This window comes from Streptomyces sp. NPDC028331, assembly GCF_055565775.1.
Map to the genome: position 1 here is coordinate 144792 of NZ_JBVHTR010000004.1, position 16052 is coordinate 160843.

The 16052-nt window shown below is 73.5% G+C and carries 14 protein-coding genes and 1 riboswitch; of the genes, 9 read left to right on the forward strand and 5 right to left on the reverse strand.

Annotated elements, in window-relative coordinates; genetic code table 11:
• Positions 1-141: 141 nt before the first annotated feature.
• From ACZ4SW_RS06685 to ACZ4SW_RS06700, 4 genes are all read left to right on the forward strand, one after another.
• Complete coding sequence (locus tag ACZ4SW_RS06685) at positions 142-957, forward strand: ATP-binding cassette domain-containing protein (protein ID WP_468238784.1); 816 nt, start codon at positions 142-144, stop codon at positions 955-957.
• On the forward strand, positions 929-3013 hold the full coding sequence (locus ACZ4SW_RS06690; protein ID WP_468238786.1) for a YhgE/Pip family protein: 2085 nt from the start codon (positions 929-931) through the stop codon (positions 3011-3013). The genes ACZ4SW_RS06685 and ACZ4SW_RS06690 overlap by 29 nt, the downstream gene beginning before the upstream one ends.
• A 44-nt stretch (positions 3014-3057) precedes the next feature.
• The gene (locus ACZ4SW_RS06695) at positions 3058-3690 is read left to right on the forward strand and encodes a TetR/AcrR family transcriptional regulator (RefSeq protein ID WP_468238788.1); all 633 of its coding nucleotides are present in this window, start codon (positions 3058-3060) and stop codon (positions 3688-3690) included.
• A gap of 455 nt (positions 3691-4145) precedes the next feature.
• Complete coding sequence (locus ACZ4SW_RS06700) at positions 4146-5663, forward strand: phytoene desaturase family protein (RefSeq protein ID WP_468238790.1); 1518 nt, start codon at positions 4146-4148, stop codon at positions 5661-5663.
• 28 nt (positions 5664-5691) lie between these two features.
• On the opposite strand, the gene ACZ4SW_RS06705 is transcribed toward ACZ4SW_RS06700, so the two are convergent.
• From ACZ4SW_RS06705 to ACZ4SW_RS06725, 5 genes are all read right to left on the reverse strand, one after another.
• Positions 5692-6612 (reverse strand): SCO2102 family sporulation regulator, encoded by a 921-nt coding sequence (locus ACZ4SW_RS06705; protein WP_468238793.1) that lies wholly within the window; start codon positions 6610-6612, stop codon positions 5692-5694.
• A gap of 55 nt (positions 6613-6667) precedes the next feature.
• Positions 6668-7591, reverse strand: a complete 924-nt coding sequence (metF, locus tag ACZ4SW_RS06710; protein ID WP_468238796.1) for a methylenetetrahydrofolate reductase [NAD(P)H] — start codon at positions 7589-7591, stop codon at positions 6668-6670.
• 118 nt (positions 7592-7709) lie between these two features.
• Complete coding sequence (gene thiE / locus ACZ4SW_RS06715) at positions 7710-8351, reverse strand: thiamine phosphate synthase (protein WP_468238799.1); 642 nt, start codon at positions 8349-8351, stop codon at positions 7710-7712.
• A 245-nt stretch (positions 8352-8596) separates the two neighbouring features.
• Positions 8597-8962 carry an Rv2175c family DNA-binding protein gene (locus ACZ4SW_RS06720; protein WP_468238801.1) on the reverse strand — a complete coding sequence of 122 codons (366 nt, stop codon included), beginning with the start codon at positions 8960-8962 and terminating at the stop codon, positions 8597-8599.
• Between the two features lie 306 nt (positions 8963-9268).
• Positions 9269-10495 carry an NAD(P)/FAD-dependent oxidoreductase gene (locus ACZ4SW_RS06725; RefSeq protein WP_468238803.1) on the reverse strand — a complete coding sequence of 409 codons (1227 nt, stop codon included), beginning with the start codon at positions 10493-10495 and terminating at the stop codon, positions 9269-9271.
• Positions 10496-10621: 126 nt separating this feature from the next.
• Positions 10622-10734: riboswitch (TPP riboswitch) on the forward strand.
• On the opposite strand from ACZ4SW_RS06725, the gene thiO reads away from it, so the two are divergent.
• The 5 genes from thiO (at position 10732) to ACZ4SW_RS06750 (ending at position 15881) form a co-directional block, all read left to right on the forward strand.
• A complete protein-coding gene (thiO, locus tag ACZ4SW_RS06730; RefSeq protein ID WP_468238805.1) occupies positions 10732-11931 on the forward strand; it encodes a glycine oxidase ThiO in 1200 nt (399 codons plus the stop codon). It overlaps the preceding riboswitch by 3 nt.
• A complete protein-coding gene (thiS, locus tag ACZ4SW_RS06735; protein WP_468238808.1) occupies positions 11928-12128 on the forward strand; it encodes a sulfur carrier protein ThiS in 201 nt (66 codons plus the stop codon). Before thiO ends, thiS begins: the two co-directional genes overlap by 4 nt.
• Before the next feature lie 3 nt (positions 12129-12131).
• Positions 12132-12926: a thiazole synthase gene (locus ACZ4SW_RS06740; RefSeq protein WP_468238810.1), complete on the forward strand. Its 795-nt coding sequence runs from the start codon at positions 12132-12134 to the stop codon at positions 12924-12926.
• A 98-nt stretch (positions 12927-13024) separates the two neighbouring features.
• Complete coding sequence (gene pknB, locus ACZ4SW_RS06745) at positions 13025-14935, forward strand: Stk1 family PASTA domain-containing Ser/Thr kinase (RefSeq protein WP_468238812.1); 1911 nt, start codon at positions 13025-13027, stop codon at positions 14933-14935.
• 46 nt (positions 14936-14981) lie between these two features.
• Positions 14982-15881 (forward strand): deoxyribonuclease IV, encoded by a 900-nt coding sequence (locus ACZ4SW_RS06750; RefSeq protein ID WP_468238814.1) that lies wholly within the window; start codon positions 14982-14984, stop codon positions 15879-15881.
• The last annotated feature ends 171 nt before the right edge of the window (positions 15882-16052 follow it).

Here is a 16052-nt window from a genome sequence, read left to right on the forward strand (position 1 = left end):
GTTCTGACCTGGTCTTTTGCTTCGTTCAAAGGTTCGGAGTAGTTTTTGCACTGACCAGTCAGTTCAAAAAAACCGGGTTCCCGGGGCCCTGTGACGGGGGCCCCGGGACTGGGTGCCCCACCCAGGGGAACGAGGGGGGACATGGACATGCAGGAGACGGCGGCCGGGGTCGCCGTCAGTGCCGCCGGCTTCGGGTTGAAGGGACCGCGCGGCTGGGTCTTCCGGGACGTCGACCTCGACGCGGGGCCCGGCTCGCTCATCGCCGTCGTGGGCCCCTCGGGTTCGGGCCGGACCTGTCTGCTGCTCGCGCTCACCGGGCGGATGAGGCCGAGCGAGGGCCGGGCCACGGTCGGCGGGCACCGGCTGCCCAAGGAGATGTCCGCCGTGCGCCGGATCAGCGCACCGGCGCACGTGCCCGGCGTCACCGACCTCGACCCGGCGCTGACCGTCGGCGAGCACCTGCGCGAACGCGCGCTGCTGGAACGCCGGTTCGGTGATTCCCTGCGCACGTTGCTCGCCGGGGGGAGGGCGGCCGAGACGGCACGCCGGATCGACACCGCCCTCGACGCCGCCGGACTCGACCCGGAAACGCTGCCCAAGGGCCGCCGGACCGCCGTACGGGACCTGGAGCGACTGGAGGCCCTGCGGCTGTCCGTGGCACTGGCCCTGATCGGACGGCCGCGCCTGCTCGCCGTCGACGACGCCGACCTCAAGCTGTCCCCCGCCGAACGGGCGGAGGCCTGGGACCTGTTGAGGTCGTTGACCGAGGACGGGACGACCGTCCTCGCGGTGTGCACCGAGCCACCCGAGGACGCGGTCGTGGTGTCCACGGCGCCCGGCGCGCGCCACGCGCGCGAGGAGACCGCCGCCGACGGGCCGGCCGACGAAACCCAGGACCAAGACGGCGACGACGACAAGGAGGCGGCGGATGCGCTCGCCGAAACTGGCCGCGCTTGAGCTCAGGCGGTTCGGCAGAGGGAAGCTGCCGCGTGCGGCACTGGTCGCGCTCCTGCTGCTGCCGCTGCTCTACGGTGCCCTGTACCTGTGGTCGTTCTGGGACCCGTACGGGCGGCTCGACCGCATCCCCGTGGCGCTCGTCGACGACGACAAGGGGGCGACCGTGGCCGGCCGGAGGCTCACCGCGGGCGACGACCTCGTCAAGGGGCTGCTCAGGAGCGACACCTTCGAGTGGCACCGGATGAGCGCCGCCGAAGCCCGGAAGGGCGTCGAGGACGGCACCTACTACCTGTCGCTGACCATGCCGTCCGACTTCAGCGCCAAGATCGCCTCCAGTTCCGGTGGCTCCCCCGAGACGGGCGCCCTCCAGGTGCGGACGAACGACGCCAACAACTACATCGTCGGGCAGATCTCCAAGACGGTGTTCGCCGAGGTGCGCGCGGCGGCCTCCACGAAGGCTTCGCGGTCGTTCTTCGACCGGATCTTCATCTCGTTCTCCGACATCCACGGCGCGACCGTCAGGGCCGCCGACGGCGCCGACCGGCTCACGGGCGGGATCGGCAAGGCGGAGAAGGGCTCCAAGGACCTGGCCGACGGGCTGAGGGAAGCCAAGAGCGGCAGCGGAAAGCTCTCCAGCGGCCTGAACAAGCTCGACCAGGCAGCGGGCGCCCTCCAGGACGGCGCCCAGCAGGTCGCGGACGGCACCCAGGCGCTCGCCGACCGGGTGCACGGCGCGGCCGGCCAGGTGCGGCCCTTCCTGAAGAAGGACGGCCGGCAGATCGCCGACACCGCGACCCTGGTGGCCGACTCGGCGGGTGTCATCAGCGAGCACCTCGACGCCTTCGTCACCACGGCTCCCATCGCCGAGAAGGGCACGCGGGAAGCCTCCGAGACGCTGGACGCGGTGTACCGGAAGCGCTGTGTGAACCAGGTCCTGCCCGACCCCGCGTGCCAGGACCTGAAGCAGGCGAAGGACGCCGCGGCGGACGCGGCACGGCTCGCCGAGGACGTGAACACCGTGGTGCAGGACTACCACGGCGACATGACCGCCATGCAGCAGGACCTGAAGACCCTCCAGGGGCAGGCCCGGGCGCTCGCCAAGGCGGCACCGCACCTGTCGGACGACCTCGACGACGCGGTCTCCAAGGTGGATGCGCTCAACAAGGGCGCCGCAGAGGTCGCCAAGGGGGCCCGGACCCTGCACACCGGCCTCGGCACCGCCCGGGCCGGGGCGGCCGACCTGGACTCGGGAATCGGCGCGCTGGAGACGGGCGCCATCGATCTGAACGGCGGCATGTACAAGCTCGCCGACGGCTCCGGCAAGCTCGCCGGCGGCCTGCACGACGGCGCGGGCAGGATCCCCGACTACGACAAGCAGGACCGCGACCGGCGCACCCAGGTGATGGCGGACCCGGTGCAGCTCGCCTCCAGGGACCTGCACCACGCGCCCAACTACGGCACCGGTTTCGCCCCGTACTTCATCCCGCTGTCCCTGTGGGTGGGCGCGATGGTGGCGTACATGCTGATCCCGCCGATGAACCGGCGCGCGCTCGCCGCGGGCGCCTCCGCCTGGCGGATCGCACTGGCGGGCTGGCTGCCGGTGGCCGCCGTGGGCGTGCTGCAGACGGCCGCCCTGATGGCCGTACTGCACTGGGCGATCGGTCTGCGGATGACGCGGGCGGCAGGGACGATCGGGTTCCTGTTCCTGGTCGCTGCGTGCTTCGCGGCACTCGTCCAGTGGCTGAACGCGCGCTTCGGGGCAGCCGGCCGGATCCTCGTCCTCGCCCTGCTGATGCTCCAGCTGACGTCCGCGGGCGGCACCTACCCCGTGCAGACCTCTCCGGGCTTCTTCAACGCCATCCACCCCTTCCTGCCGATGAGTTACGTCGTCGGAGCGCTGCGCCGGCTCATCACCGGCGGCGGTCTGGGACCCGTGTGGCAGGCCTGCGCCGTGCTCACGGCGTTCACCGCGGGGGCCCTCGCGCTCACCGCCCTGTCCGCCCGGCGCAGGCAGGTGTGGACGCTGGACCGGCTGCACCCGGAGCTGAACCTGTGAGGTCGGGGCCGCCCCACCGGGCCGTTCCTGTGAGAATCAGGGCCATGGAACGCAGCAGCGCCGCTACGTCGGGCGGCTCGAGCCGCCGCGAGGCGACCCGGCAGAAGCTCTACGAGGCGGCCGTCACCCTGATCGCGGAGCAGGGGTTCTCCGCGACCACCGTCGACGAGATCGCCGAGCGGGCCGGGGTCGCGAAGGGCACGGTCTACTACAACTTCGCGAGCAAGTCCGTCCTCTTCGAGGAGCTGCTGCGGCACGGTGTGGGACTCCTCACCGCCTCCCTCAGGGACGCGGCCGAGCAGAGCGACCTGGCGGGCGGGACCAAGGTGGACGCCCTGGACGCCATGATCCGCGCCGGGCTCGCCTTCATCGCCCGCTACCCGTCCTTCACCCAGCTGTATGTGGCCGAGCTGTGGCGCACCAACCGGGCCTGGCAGTCCACGCTCATGGTGGTCCGGCAGCAGGTCGTCGCGGCCATCGAGGACGTGCTGCGCGCGGGTGTGGAGAGCGGCGAGTTCAGCGGCGAGATCGACGTCCCGCTGACGGCGGCGGCGCTCGTCGGCATGGTGCTGGTGGCGGCGTTGGACTGGCAGTCGTTCCAGCCGGAGCGCTCCCTGGACGACGTCCACGCGGCACTCTCGCGACTGATCCAGGGGCGCGTGAGCGGCGGCCGGTAGGCGGCATGGCCGGCCGGGCCGGTGACGGCCGCGGACGAAAGCGCCGGATCGTGGCGGCCGCAGACGAAAGCGCCGGCTCGTGGCGGCCGCGCCCTTCGCGGGCCGCCTCGAACCGGCACTCCGTCGTGCCCCCGTGTCCCCCGTTCGACCCCCCGGTCGGTCCTTCCCCCGGGTCTCCCCCTGCCTCGCTTCCACCGGACGAGTGCCGGCGGAAGGAGCGGTCGAGGGCCGGCACCGTTCCGCCGCCCCGTGTCGGCGGTGCCGGAGCCGTGCCCCGTTCCGTGCCTCCACTCTCCCGTCCGCGCACGTCGGGCCCCATCCGCGAAGGTACTCATCTCTCCGCCTGAGTACGGATACTCAGACCTGGGCGCTCACCCCCAGGCACGGCGATGCCGGAAAGCGCCGGTCACAGGCCCGCGGCCGGAGTGTCGGCGGCGGCCGATAAAGTCGCAGGCATGGCACGGACTGCGGTGATCGGCGCCGGAATGGGCGCGATGGCGGCCGCCGCCCGGCTGGCCGTCGCGGGCCACCGGGTGGTGGTGTACGAACGTACGGAGACGTACGGCGGTGCGGTGCGCCGTTTCTCCCGCGACGGCTTCTCCTTCGACACCGGCCCGGGCCTGCTGCCGCTGCCGGCGGTCTACCGCGATCTGTTCGTCAAGACCGGCAAGGAGCCGCTGGAGGCCTGCGTCGAGCTGGTCCAGGTGGACCCGTCGTCACGGCACGTCTTCGCGGACGGCACCGAGGTGGCGCTGCCCAACGCCTCGCGCGCGGGCGTGGTGTCCGCGCTGGATGCGGCGCTGGGTGCGGGCGCGGGCGGGCGCTGGGGCGACTTCCTGGTGCGGGCGCGCGAGGCCTGGGACCGCACGCGCCGGCCGCTCCTGGAGGAGCCGCTGTGGCCAAACTGGACCATGCTGGCCGAGCGTGAGCCGTACCCGGCGGTGCCGCACAAGAGGCTGCTGCGCACCCGGCGGGCCGGCACGCTCGCCGAGGTCGGCGCCTGGGAGCTGCGCGATCCGCGCCTGGTGGCCCTGCTGGAGAGCCATGCCCTGGCCTACGGCCTGGACCCGCGGACGGCCCCGGCGAGCGCGGCGGTGCTGCCGTACATGGAGCACGCCTTCGGGACCTGGTACGTGCGGGGCGGGATGCGGGAGTTGGCGCGTGCCCTGTACGAGCGGTGCCTGGCCCGCAGGGTGGAGTTCGTCTTCGGCGCCGAGGTCACGGGGATCGTCGAGAAGGACGGCCGGGCGGCGGGCGTGGAGCTGGCCGGGGGCACCTCCCCCAGCACCGGGACGGGCGCGGTGGCGGAGGCCGACCTGGTGGTGGCCGGGGTCGCGCCCACCGTTCTGGACCGCCTGGTCCCGGGGACGGCGGCGCGCGCTGCGGACGAGGTCGCGCCGCAGCGCGGGATGCCCGGACGGCTGACGGTGCTGCTGGCGCTGCGCGGGGGCCGGCCGGAGGGTGCCGCACACCGGACGGTCGTCCACACGGCCGACCGCGAGCGCGAGTTGGACCGGCTGTTCGCGGAGCCCGCCGGACTTCCGCCGTCGCCGACGGTGACCGTGCTGCGCCCGGACGACCCGGCGCTGGTGCCCGACACGGCGCACGAGGCGGTCACGCTGACGGTCACGGTGCCTTCGGGGACCGTCGTCACGGAGTCCGACGTGGACCGGATCGTCGCCGCCGCCGAGCGTGCGATACCCGGCCTGGCCGACCGTGTCCTGTGGCGCGAGGTGCGCACCCCCGCCGACATCGCGGAGGACACCGGCGCGCCCGGTGGCGCGGTTCCGGCGCCGGCTCTCGCGGCGGCCGGGGGTCGGCTGCTGCAGCCGTCCAACAGCACCCGCCTGCCGGGCCTGTTCACGGTCGGCGGCTGGTCCCATCCCGGTGGAGGTCTCCCCCACGCCGGCATGTCGGGCGCCCTGGTGGCCGGCCTCATCGTGGAGGGACCGGACTTCCGGGGCTCTCAGTGACGTCCCGGGGGCCGCGGGCCCTGACCGGTCAGAAGCGGTAGCGCTCGTCGTAGCCGTTGCCGTGCGCGGTGCCGTCGCCCTGGTACGGGTACGGCTGCTGCGGCGGGAGTTCGCCGCCGAGCGCGTCGTCGGTGGTGCGCTGCTGGGGCACCCAGACACCGCCGGGCGGGGTCGCCCCGTAGGTGCCGGTGGCGTACTGGTCCTGGCCGTACGCCTGCTGTCCGTACTGCTGCTCGCCGCCGTACGTGGTGTCGTACGAGCCGCCGCCGTAGGAGCCCGTGCCCTGGTACGGGTCGGAGTAGCCGGCGTACTGCTGCTGGCCGCCCTCGTAGCCGTACTGCTGCTGGCCGTATCCGGAGTAGCCGTCGTAGGCGTAGGCCTGCTGCTCCTGGGGCTGTCCGGCGGCGTAGCCGTTGCCGGTGTAGACGCCGTAGGAGCCGGTCTCCTCGGGCAGGGGCTGCGGCTCGTACACGGCGGTGGCCTCGGCCGCGGTCTCCGCGGGCGGGGTGGTTCCCTGGCGGGTGAAGACGTCGTCGTGGTCGTCCTCGTCGTACGCGTCGGCCTGCTGGTACGTTCCGGCGGGCATCGTCGTCGTCGCGGCCGCCTGCTCGAGGTCGTCGTCCTCCGGCGCCGGCTCCTGGCGGGCCTTCTCGCCCCGGCGGCGCTTGCTGCCGGCGCCCGCGCCCTCGCGCGGACGGTTGCCGACCGCCCAGCCGGCGGCGAATCCGCGGCGGAACGACAGGGTGACATAGGTCTGCCCGACCGCGAAGGCGGCGGCGCCCACGGCGATGACCAGCACGGAGGGGATCAGAACGCCGAACACGACGCCGAGGAATCCGACGAACGCGAGCAGCCGCCAGCGCAGGCGTGCCTTGTACTGCAGCAGCACTTCGCCGAGCAACCACAGCGCGACGACGCCGAACGCGATGTAGAGGACCGTCCAGCCCATGTACGCCCCTCTCCCAGTGGCCGCTACGCAGTGTGTCGCATACGGGTGCGGCGGTCTAGGCCCGCTGCGGGTGGTGCAGGCCCAGGTTCTCGTAGATCTCCAGCGTCGCCGTGGAGTTGTTGAGTGTAATGAAGTGCAGCCCGGGGACCCCCTCGGCCAGCAGCCTCGCGCAGAACTCCGTGGCGAAGTCGATGCCGATCGAGCGTACCGCCGCCGGATCGTCCTTCGCGGCGAGGATCCGCTCTTTCAGAACGGCGGGGATGGCGGCGTTGCTGAGCTGGGGCAGCCGCTCCAGCATCCGCACGCTGGTCACGGGCATGACCTCGGGGATGACCGGGGTGTCGCAGCCGGCCGCGGCGACCCGGTCGCGCAGGCGCAGATACGACTCCGGCCGGAAGAACATCTGCGTGATCGCGTAGTCGGCGCCGGCCCGGCACTTGTCGACGAAGTGCGCGACGTCGGTGTCCCAGTCGCTGGAGCGGGGATGCATCTCCGGGAAGGCGGCGACACCGACGCAGAAGTCGCCGGACTCCTTGATGAGCCGGACCAGTTCGGCCGCGTAGGTCAGCCCCCTGGGGTGCGGCACCCAGTCGGCCATGGGGTCGCCGGGCGGGTCGCCGCGCACCGCGAGCATGTTGCGGATCCCGGCGTCGGCGTACTGGCCGATGATGTTGCGCAGCTCGGCGACGGAGTGGTCGACCGCGGTGAGGTGGGCGACCGGGGTGAGCGTCGTGTCGGCGACGATCTGCTCGGTCTCCTTGACCGTGCCCGCACGGGTGGAACCGCCGGCACCGTAGGTGACGGAGACGAAGTCCGGGGCGACCGCCTCGACCCTCCGGAGCGCGCTCCACAGGTTCCGCTCACCCTTGGGGGTCTTCGGCGCCGAGAACTCGAACGAGTACGTCGTCTTGCCGGTGGCGAGGATGTCACGCACGGTGCGTGCGCGATCAGTCCTCGTGGATGCGGTTCCGAGGGCCATAGTCGCAGGTTAGCCAGGGGGCGGCGGTCCCCCAACCGCACGCCCTGGATTTGCCCGAATTGTCGATTTGTTGTCCACCCATCGGACAAGGTGCGGCAGGAGGGGCTTCCGGCTGCTCCTACGCCGTGCGCAGCCGCTTGGCGAACTCGGCCGCCGCAGCGCCCGGGTCGTCGGCCTCGGTGATCGCGCGGACGACCACCACGCGGCGGGCGCCCGCCTGGAGGACCTGGTCCAGGTTGCCGAGGTCGATGCCGCCGATGGCGAACCAGGGGCGGTCGGTGCCGAGCGCGGCGGTGTGACGGACCAGGCCGAGGCCGGGGGCGGGGCGGCCGGGCTTGGTGGGGGTGGGCCAGCAGGGGCCGGTGCAGAAGTAGTCCACACCCTCCTGGACGGCGGCGGCCTCCGCCTCCGCCTCGGAGTGCGTGGAGCGGCCTATGAGGATGTCGTCGCCGAGGATGGCGCGGGCCGCGGGGACGGGGAGGTCGCCCTGGCCGAGGTGCAGGACGTCGGAGCGGGCGGCGTGGGCCACGTCCGCGCGGTCGTTCACCGCCAGGAGCTTGCCGTGGCGGGCGCATGCCTCGGCGAAGACCTGAAGGTGCTCCAGCTCCTCGGCGGCCTCCATGCCCTTGTCGCGCAACTGCACGATGTCGACGCCGCCGGCGAGGACCGCGTCGAGGAACTCGGCGAGGTCGCCCTGGCGCCTGCGGGCGTCCGTGCACAGGTAGACGCGGGCGTCGGCGAGGCGGGCGGTGTCGGGCACGGTGGTGGTCCCCCGTTGTCGGTGGCGTACGGGCCGCGGCGGGCGCGGTCGGCCGGGGCCGGGGCGCGTTCCGGTGCCCGCGGCCCGTACGCCGGACGGTTCTTCTTGTGTGCGGTCCCGATCAGACCGGAGCCGGCCCGATCGGGTCGGGGCCGAACGGGTCGGGCCCGATCAGGTCGGGGCGAACGGGTCGGGCCCGATCGGGCCGGGTCCGATCCGGTCAGGTCCGATCAGGCTGGATCGGATCAGACGGCGAGCGCCTGCGCGCGGCGCTTCACCTCCGTACCGCGATTCTCGCTGAGAGCCTGCGCGGGGGTGCCGGGCAGGGTCGGGTCCGGGGTGAAGAGCCACTCGATCATCTCTTCGACCGTGAAGCCGTCGTCCCGCAGCAGGGTCAGGGTGCCGGACAGGCCCTTGACCACCTTGTCCCCGTCGATGAAGGCGGCGGGGACGTGCAGCGCCTTGTTCTCACCTCGGCGGACGGCGATGAGCTGGCCCTCCTTGACCAGCTGCCGCACGCGGGTCACCTCGACGCCGAGCGCCTCGGCGATGTCGGGCAGGGTGAGCCAGGCGGGGACGAGAGCATCGATCTTTGCTTCAATCTCGGTCACGGGATCAAGCGTGCCATCCCGGACTGACAGTCGGAAGCCGAGTGCCTCCGGCGGGGTTAGCCGGAGGGGGTGGTATACCGCCGGGCGGGGGTGGTGGCCCGGGGTCGTCACGGGGATCCGGAACGCCGGGGGTGCCGTACGGGGATCCGGGACGCCGGGGGTGCCGTACGAGGATCGGTAGGGGAGATCCGGGCCGCCGGTGGCTGCGGTGTGGCCGGCGGGCCGGAGTGTCCCGCCCGGGGGCCGCCGGTTCGGCACCTGCCCCTGCCCTGTGCACGGAGGAGCCCCACGCTCCACCGACGGGCCTTACGCCGTCGCCTCCTTCAGGGGGCGGGACGGGTCCGCCAGCAGGGCGGGGTTCATGGGGGTGCCCGATTCGATCAGGCGGCGGCCTTGGGCGAGGTCCCGGGGGCGGCCCACGGCCAGCAGGGCGACCAGGCGGCCCGAGCGCAGCCAGCAGACCGTCCAGGCCGCGCTCTCGGGGTCGCCGCGCCACACCGTCGTGTCGGCGGAGGCGTGGTGCCCCACGTACTGGACGAACCGGCCGAACTGCTCCGACCAGAAGTACGGCACCGGGTCGTAGGCCACCGGCGTCTGACCGATGATGTTCGCGGCCACCGTACGCGGCCCCTGGAGGGCGTTGTCCCAGTGGTGGACCAGCAGGCGCTCCTCGTAGCGGCCCGACGGGAAGGACGCGCAGTCGCCGACCGCGTACACGTCCGGCACCGAGGTGCGCAGATGGTCGTCGGCCAGGACCTCGCCGTGCACGCCCAGCTCGATCCCGGACCCCGCCAGCCACGCCGTGGCGGGCCGGGCGCCGATGCCCACCACCACCGCCCCGGCCGGCACCCGGGAGCCGTCGTCCAGCACCACCGCGCCCGGCTCGATGCGCTCCACACGCGCGTGCGTCCGCAATTCGGCACCGCTGTCCGCGTACCAGGCCGTCATCGGCGCCGCCACCTCCGCGGGCAGCGCCCCCGCGAGCGGCCGGTCCGCGGCCTCCACCACGGTCACCGCGCAGCCCGCCTCGCGTGCGGCGGTGGCGAACTCCGCGCCGATCCAGCCCGCGCCGACGACCACGATGTCGTGCTGCCGGGCGAGCACCGGCCGCAGCCGCTCGGCGTCGTCCAGCGTGCGCAGCAGATGGACGCCCGGGACGCCCTCCGCGCCCGGCAGCCGGATCGGCTCCGCACCGGTCGCCACCACCAGGACGTCGTACGGCACGGGGCCCCGCTCGGTGTCCAGCTCGTGGTCCCCGGGGCGCAGGCCGGTCGCCTCGCGGCCGAGCCGGAGCTCGATCTCCAGCGCCTCGAAGTCCACGTCGAAGGCGGATCCCTCGGCCTTGCCGAGCAGGACGGCCTTGGACAGCGGCGGCCTGTCGTACGGCTGGTGCGGCTCCGCCCCGATGAGCGTCACGCTGCCGGTGAAGCCCTGTTCCCGCAGGGCGACCGCGGTCTGCACCCCGGCCATGCCCGCGCCCACGACGACGACGCGCCGTGCCGTTCCGCCCCGTGCCTGCGTCTGCTCGCTCACCTGATCACCATAGACAACTGACGAATTGTCAGTCAGGGGGCGTGCTGAGTGACGTCCTGCACAGCCCCTCGGGCCGAGCGGAGGCTGTCTTACAAGGGCGGTGCCGTGCGGGCTAGGGTTGCCACGTAAAGCACTCGCGGGAGCCCGGCGCACCGGGCTGAGAGGGAGGCTGGGACGGCCTCCGACCGTACGAACCTGATCCGGGTCATGCCGGCGAAGGGAGGGGCTGGACGCCCATGTCGCGTACACCGGACGGACCGTCGAGCGCGCGCGGCGCGTCGACCGTGTCGGACGTCCTCGTCATCGGGGGCGGGATCATCGGGCTCGTGACCGCCTGGCGGGCGGCGCAGCGCGGGTTCGCCACCGCCGTGGTGGATCCGGAGCCCGGCGGCGGAGCCGCGCAGGTGGCCGCCGGGATGCTGGCCGCCGTCACCGAGCTGCACTACGGCGAGCAGAGGCTGCTCGCCCTGAACCTCGCCTCCGCGCGGCGCTACCCGGACTTCGCCGCCGAGCTGGCCGAGGCCACCGGCCGGGACCTCGGCTACCGCCGCTGCGGCACGCTCGCCGTCGCGCTCGACGCCGACGACCGCGCCGAGCTGCGGGAACTGCACGCCCTCCAGCAGCGGTCGGGCCTGGCGTCGGAGTGGCTGAGCGGGCGCGAGTGCCGCCGTCTGGAGCCGATGCTCGCGCCGGGCGTGCGCGGGGGCCTCAGGGTCGACGGCGACCACCAGATCGACCCGCGCCGGCTCGCCGCGGCCCTGGTGACCGCCTGCGAACGTGCCGGGGTCGTCTTCCACCGGGTGTGGGCCGAGCGGCTCACGGTGGTGCGGGAGCGTGCCGCCGGGGTGCGGACCGCCGACGGCACCGAGCTGGCCGCCGGGCAGGTCGTGCTCGCCGCGGGCAGCCTCAGCGGGCGGCTCGCGGGCGTCCCGGAGGCCGTCCTGCCGCCCATCCGTCCCGTGAAGGGGCAGGTGTTGCGGCTGACCGTGCCGAAGCGGTACGCGCCGTTCCTGAGCCGTACGGTGCGCGCCGTCGTCCGCGGCGGCGCGATCTACCTGGTGCCGCGCGAGAACGGCGAGCTGGTGGTCGGCGCGACCAGCGAGGAGCTGGGCTGGGACACCACGGTCACCGCGGGCGGGGTGTACGAGCTGCTGCGGGACGCGCACGAGCTGGTGCCCGGGATCACCGAGCTGCCGCTCACCGAGGCCCGGGCCGGACTGCGCCCGGGCTCCCCGGACAACGCGCCGCTGCTCGGCCCGACCGAGCTGGACGGCCTGCTGCTGGCCACCGGCCACTACCGCAACGGCGTCCTGCTCACCCCGGTCACCGGCGACGTCATGGCGCACGTGCTGACCACCGGTGAGCTGCCGGAGGAGGCCCGTCCCTTCACCCCGCGGCGTTTCACCGCCGCCGTACTCTCGGAGCGATCCGTATGAACATCTCGGTCAACGGGGAGGCCCGCGAGGTCGCCCCGGGTGTCGTGCTCGACGCGGTGGTGCGGAGCCTGACCGCGGCCCCCTCGGGGGTGGCCGCCGCCGTCAACGAAACCGTCGTCCCGCGCGCGCAGTGGGCGTCGACGTCCCTCAGCGAGGGGGACCGCGTCGAGGTCCTCACCGCCGTCCAAGGAGGCTGACCCATGGCTGACGATCCCCTCGTCCTCGGGGGTACCGCCTACTCGTCCCGGCTGATCATGGGGACCGGTGGCGCGCCCAGCCTGGACGTGCTGGAGCGGGCGCTGGTGGCGTCCGGCACGGAGCTGACGACGGTCGCGATGCGGCGCGTCGACGCCTCGGTGCACGGCTCGGTCCTGTCCGTGCTCGACAAGCTGGGCATCCGGGTGCTGCCGAACACCGCGGGCTGCTTCACCGCGGGCGAGGCCGTGCTCACCGCCCGCCTCGCGCGCGAGGCGCTCGGCACGGATCTGGTCAAGCTGGAGGTCATCGCCGACGAGCGGACCCTGCTGCCGGACCCGATCGAGCTGCTGGAGGCGGCCGAGACGCTGGTGGACGACGGCTTCACCGTGCTGCCGTACACGAACGACGACCCGGTGCTCGCCCGGAAGCTGGAGGACGTCGGCTGCGCCGCGATCATGCCGCTCGGCTCTCCGATCGGCTCCGGGCTCGGCATCCGCAACCCGCACAACTTCCAGCTCATCGTGGAGCACGCGCGCGTGCCGGTCATCCTGGACGCCGGGGCCGGGACGGCGTCGGACGTGGCGCTGGCGATGGAGCTGGGGTGCGCGGGTGTGATGCTCGCCTCCGCGGTGACCCGGGCGCAGGAGCCGGTCCTGATGGCGGAGGCCATGCGGCACGCGGTGGAGGCGGGCCGGCTCGCGCGCCGGGCCGGCCGTATCCCGCGCCGGCACTTCGCGGAGGCGTCGTCGCCGACGGAGGGCCTGGCCCGGCTGGATCCGGAGCGGCCGGCCTTCTGAGCGGTGCCGGGAGGCGTGCGTCACAGGTCGGCTGCAGTAGGGCCCCGGTCTCCCCGCGGCGGCCGGGGCCGACAGTGGTCCCTCGTAGACTCACCGGCGTGGATACGACCCTTCAGGACCCTCTCGTCGGGCAGGTGCTCGACGGCCGCTATCGCGTCGACGCACGGATCGCGGTCGGCGGGATGGCCACGGTCTACCGGGCCCTGGACACGCGACTGGACCGTGTGCTCGCGCTGAAGGTGATGCACCCGGCGCTGGCGGCCGACGGCTCGTTCGTCGAGCGCTTCATACGGGAGGCCAAGTCGGTCGCCCGCCTCGACCACCCGAACGTCGTGCAGGTGTTCGATCAAGGTGCCGACGGGTCGTACGTCTACCTCGCCATGGAGTACGTCGCCGGCTGCACCCTGCGGGACGTGCTGCGCGAGCGCGGGGCGCTGCAGCCGCGCGCGGCCCTGGACATCCTGGAGCCGGTGCTGGCCGCCCTGGGGGCGGCGCACCGCGCCGGGTTCGTGCACCGGGACATGAAGCCGGAGAACGTCCTCATAGGGGACGACGGCCGGGTCAAGGTGGCCGACTTCGGCCTGGTCCGGGCCGTGGACACCGTCACGAACACCACGGGCGCCGTCCTCGGCACCGTCTCGTACCTCGCCCCGGAGCAGATCGAGCAGGGCACGGCCGACCCGCGGGTCGACGTGTACGCGTGCGGGGTCGTCCTCTACGAGATGCTGACCGGAGCCAAGCCGCACCACGGCGACTCCCCCGCCCAGGTGCTGTACCAGCACCTGAACGAGGACGTGCCGCCGCCGTCGGCGACCGTGCCCGGGCTGTCCGTCGAACTCGACGACGTGGTCGCGTCGGCGACCGCGCGCAACCCCGAGCTGCGCCCGGCGGACGCGGTGGCGCTGCTGGGGCAGGTGCTGCAAGCCCGCGGCGCGCTCTCGGACGAGCAGTTGGACGCCGTGCCGCCGGGAGCGCTCGCCGCGGAGCACGACATCGCCGAGGACCGCACGAGCGTGATCCCGCGCCTGCTGCCGGCCGGCGGTGTGGACGCCGGGGAGGCCGTCCTCAACCGGACGAGCCGGCTTCAGGCCCCGCCCCCCGAGCCGCCCCGGCGCCCGGCTCGGCCCCGGCGCGGGCTGTACGCGCTGGTCCTCGCCGTGCTGGTGGTGTTCGGTGTCGGTACGGGGGTCTGGTACATCAACTCCGGCCAGTTCACCAAGGTCCCGCCGCTGCTGGCGAAGACGGAGGCCGACGCGCGGTCCCGGCTGAAGGCGGCCGGCCTCGAGGTGAAGCAGGTCAAGCACGCCTACAGCGACACGGTGAGGCGCGGCACGGTGATCAGCACCGACCCGGCGGCGGGGACGCGGATCCGCTCCCACGACGCGGTGACGCTGACGCTCTCGGACGGTCCCGAGACGGTGCGGGTGCCCGACCTCAAGGGCTACGCGCTGGGCGAGGCCCAGGACCGGCTGAGGAAGGCCGGGCTGGTGCCGGGCATGGTCACACAGGCGTTCAGCGCGGACGTGCCCAAGGGTTCCGTGATCGGCACGGACCCGGGGGCGGGGACCGAGCGGCACGGCGGTTCGGCGATCGCGCTCGTCGTCAGCAAGGGCAGCCCGGTGGACGTGCCCGACGTCAGGGGCGACTCCATCGACGACGCCACCTCGAAGCTGCAGGAGGCGGGCCTGCAGGTGAAGATCGCCGACACGCAGGTCACCTCGGAGTACGACGCCGGGAAGGTGGCCCGGCAGTCGCCGGGCGCGGGCAAGCAGGCCGGCCAGGGCGACACCGTCACGCTGACGCTGTCCAAGGGCCCCGAGATGGTCGCGGTGCCGGACGTGACGGGGCAGAACGTCGACGACGCCAAGAAGACGCTCGAGGCCGCGGGCTTCCAGGTCGAGGAGGACCGGGGTCTGCTGGGCCTGTTCGGCGACACGGTGAAGAGCCAGTCGGTCAAGGGCGGGGACAAGGCGCCGAAGGGCTCGACGATCACCATCAAGATCCGCTAGCCGAGGCCGCGGAGGGACGCCCCGGAGCACGTGACACCCTTGGAGGGTGAGCACTGAGCAGTCCCGTGGCGCCCCGGGCGCCTTTGGCCCCTTCCGCAACCCGATCGGCAGCCACGTCCCGGTGGCCGGGGGGCTGAACTCCGTCGGGCTGGCCTACGCCCGCGACATCGGGGCCGAGACGGTGCAGGTCTTCGTGGCCAACCCGCGCGGCTGGGCGACGCCCGCCGGCAGCCCGCGCGAGGACGAGGAGTTCCGGGCCGCGTGCGCCGCCGAGTCCATCCCGGTGTACGTCCACGCGCCCTATCTGATCAACTTCGGCTCGCACACCGAGGCGACCGTGGACAGGTCGGTGGAGTCGCTCAGGCACTCGCTGCGCCGGGGGCGTGCGATCGGGGCGCGGGGCGTGGTGGTGCACACCGGCAGCGCGACCGGCGGCCGGGACCGTTCCGTGGCGCTGAAGCAGGTGCGGGAGCGCATGCTGCCGCTGCTGGACGAGCTGACGCACGACGACGACCCGTGGCTGCTGCTGGAGTCGACCGCGGGCCAGGGCGCCTCACTGTGCTCCCGCACCTGGGACTTCGGGCCGTACTTCGAGGCCCTGGACGCCCACCCGAGGCTCGGCGTCTGCCTGGACACCTGCCACATCTTCGCGGCCGGGCACGACCTGACCGGCCCGGACGGGGCGCACCGGACGCTGGACCTGCTGGTGGACACCGTCGGCGCGGGCCGGCTGAAACTGATCCACGCCAACGACTCCCAGGAGGCGGTCGGAGCCCACCGGGACCGGCACGCGAACATCGGCGCCGGCCATATCGGCGAGGCCCCGTTCCAGGCGCTGATGACGCACCCGGCCACCGAGGGCGTGCCGCTGGTCATCGAGACCCCCGGCCGCAAGGAAGGGCACGCGGCGGACGTGGAGCGGCTGAAGAAGCTGCGGGACGGCTAGCGCCGCGACAGGCAACGTTCGCCCCGTCGCGGCACTAGGTAGGCGTGTTGCGCCACGCGACGTCCAGGGGGACCACGGACGGACCGTGGCAGCACACCGTCCGCAGCGCACGACGCCCGGTCTCCCGCCGCGCCTGCGTGGAAACGGCGGGCGGGAGCGCCGGGCGGAGGC

What these genes read in the sequence shown, in the direction of transcription:
- ACZ4SW_RS06685 (WP_468238784.1), top strand. Translation starts at nt 142, where the DNA reads ATGGACATGCAGGAGACGGCGGCCGGGGTCGCCGTCAGTGCCGCCGGC.
- ACZ4SW_RS06690 (WP_468238786.1), top strand. Translation starts at nt 929, where the DNA reads ATGCGCTCGCCGAAACTGGCCGCGCTTGAGCTCAGGCGGTTCGGCAGA.
- ACZ4SW_RS06695 (WP_468238788.1), top strand. Translation starts at nt 3,058, where the DNA reads ATGGAACGCAGCAGCGCCGCTACGTCGGGCGGCTCGAGCCGCCGCGAG.
- ACZ4SW_RS06700 (WP_468238790.1), top strand. Translation starts at nt 4,146, where the DNA reads ATGGCACGGACTGCGGTGATCGGCGCCGGAATGGGCGCGATGGCGGCC.
- ACZ4SW_RS06705 (WP_468238793.1), bottom strand. Translation starts at nt 6,612, where the DNA reads ATGGGCTGGACGGTCCTCTACATCGCGTTCGGCGTCGTCGCGCTGTGG.
- metF (WP_468238796.1), bottom strand. Translation starts at nt 7,591, where the DNA reads ATGGCCCTCGGAACCGCATCCACGAGGACTGATCGCGCACGCACCGTG.
- thiO (WP_468238805.1), top strand. Translation starts at nt 10,732, where the DNA reads ATGTCGCGTACACCGGACGGACCGTCGAGCGCGCGCGGCGCGTCGACC.
- thiS (WP_468238808.1), top strand. Translation starts at nt 11,928, where the DNA reads ATGAACATCTCGGTCAACGGGGAGGCCCGCGAGGTCGCCCCGGGTGTC.
- ACZ4SW_RS06740 (WP_468238810.1), top strand. Translation starts at nt 12,132, where the DNA reads ATGGCTGACGATCCCCTCGTCCTCGGGGGTACCGCCTACTCGTCCCGG.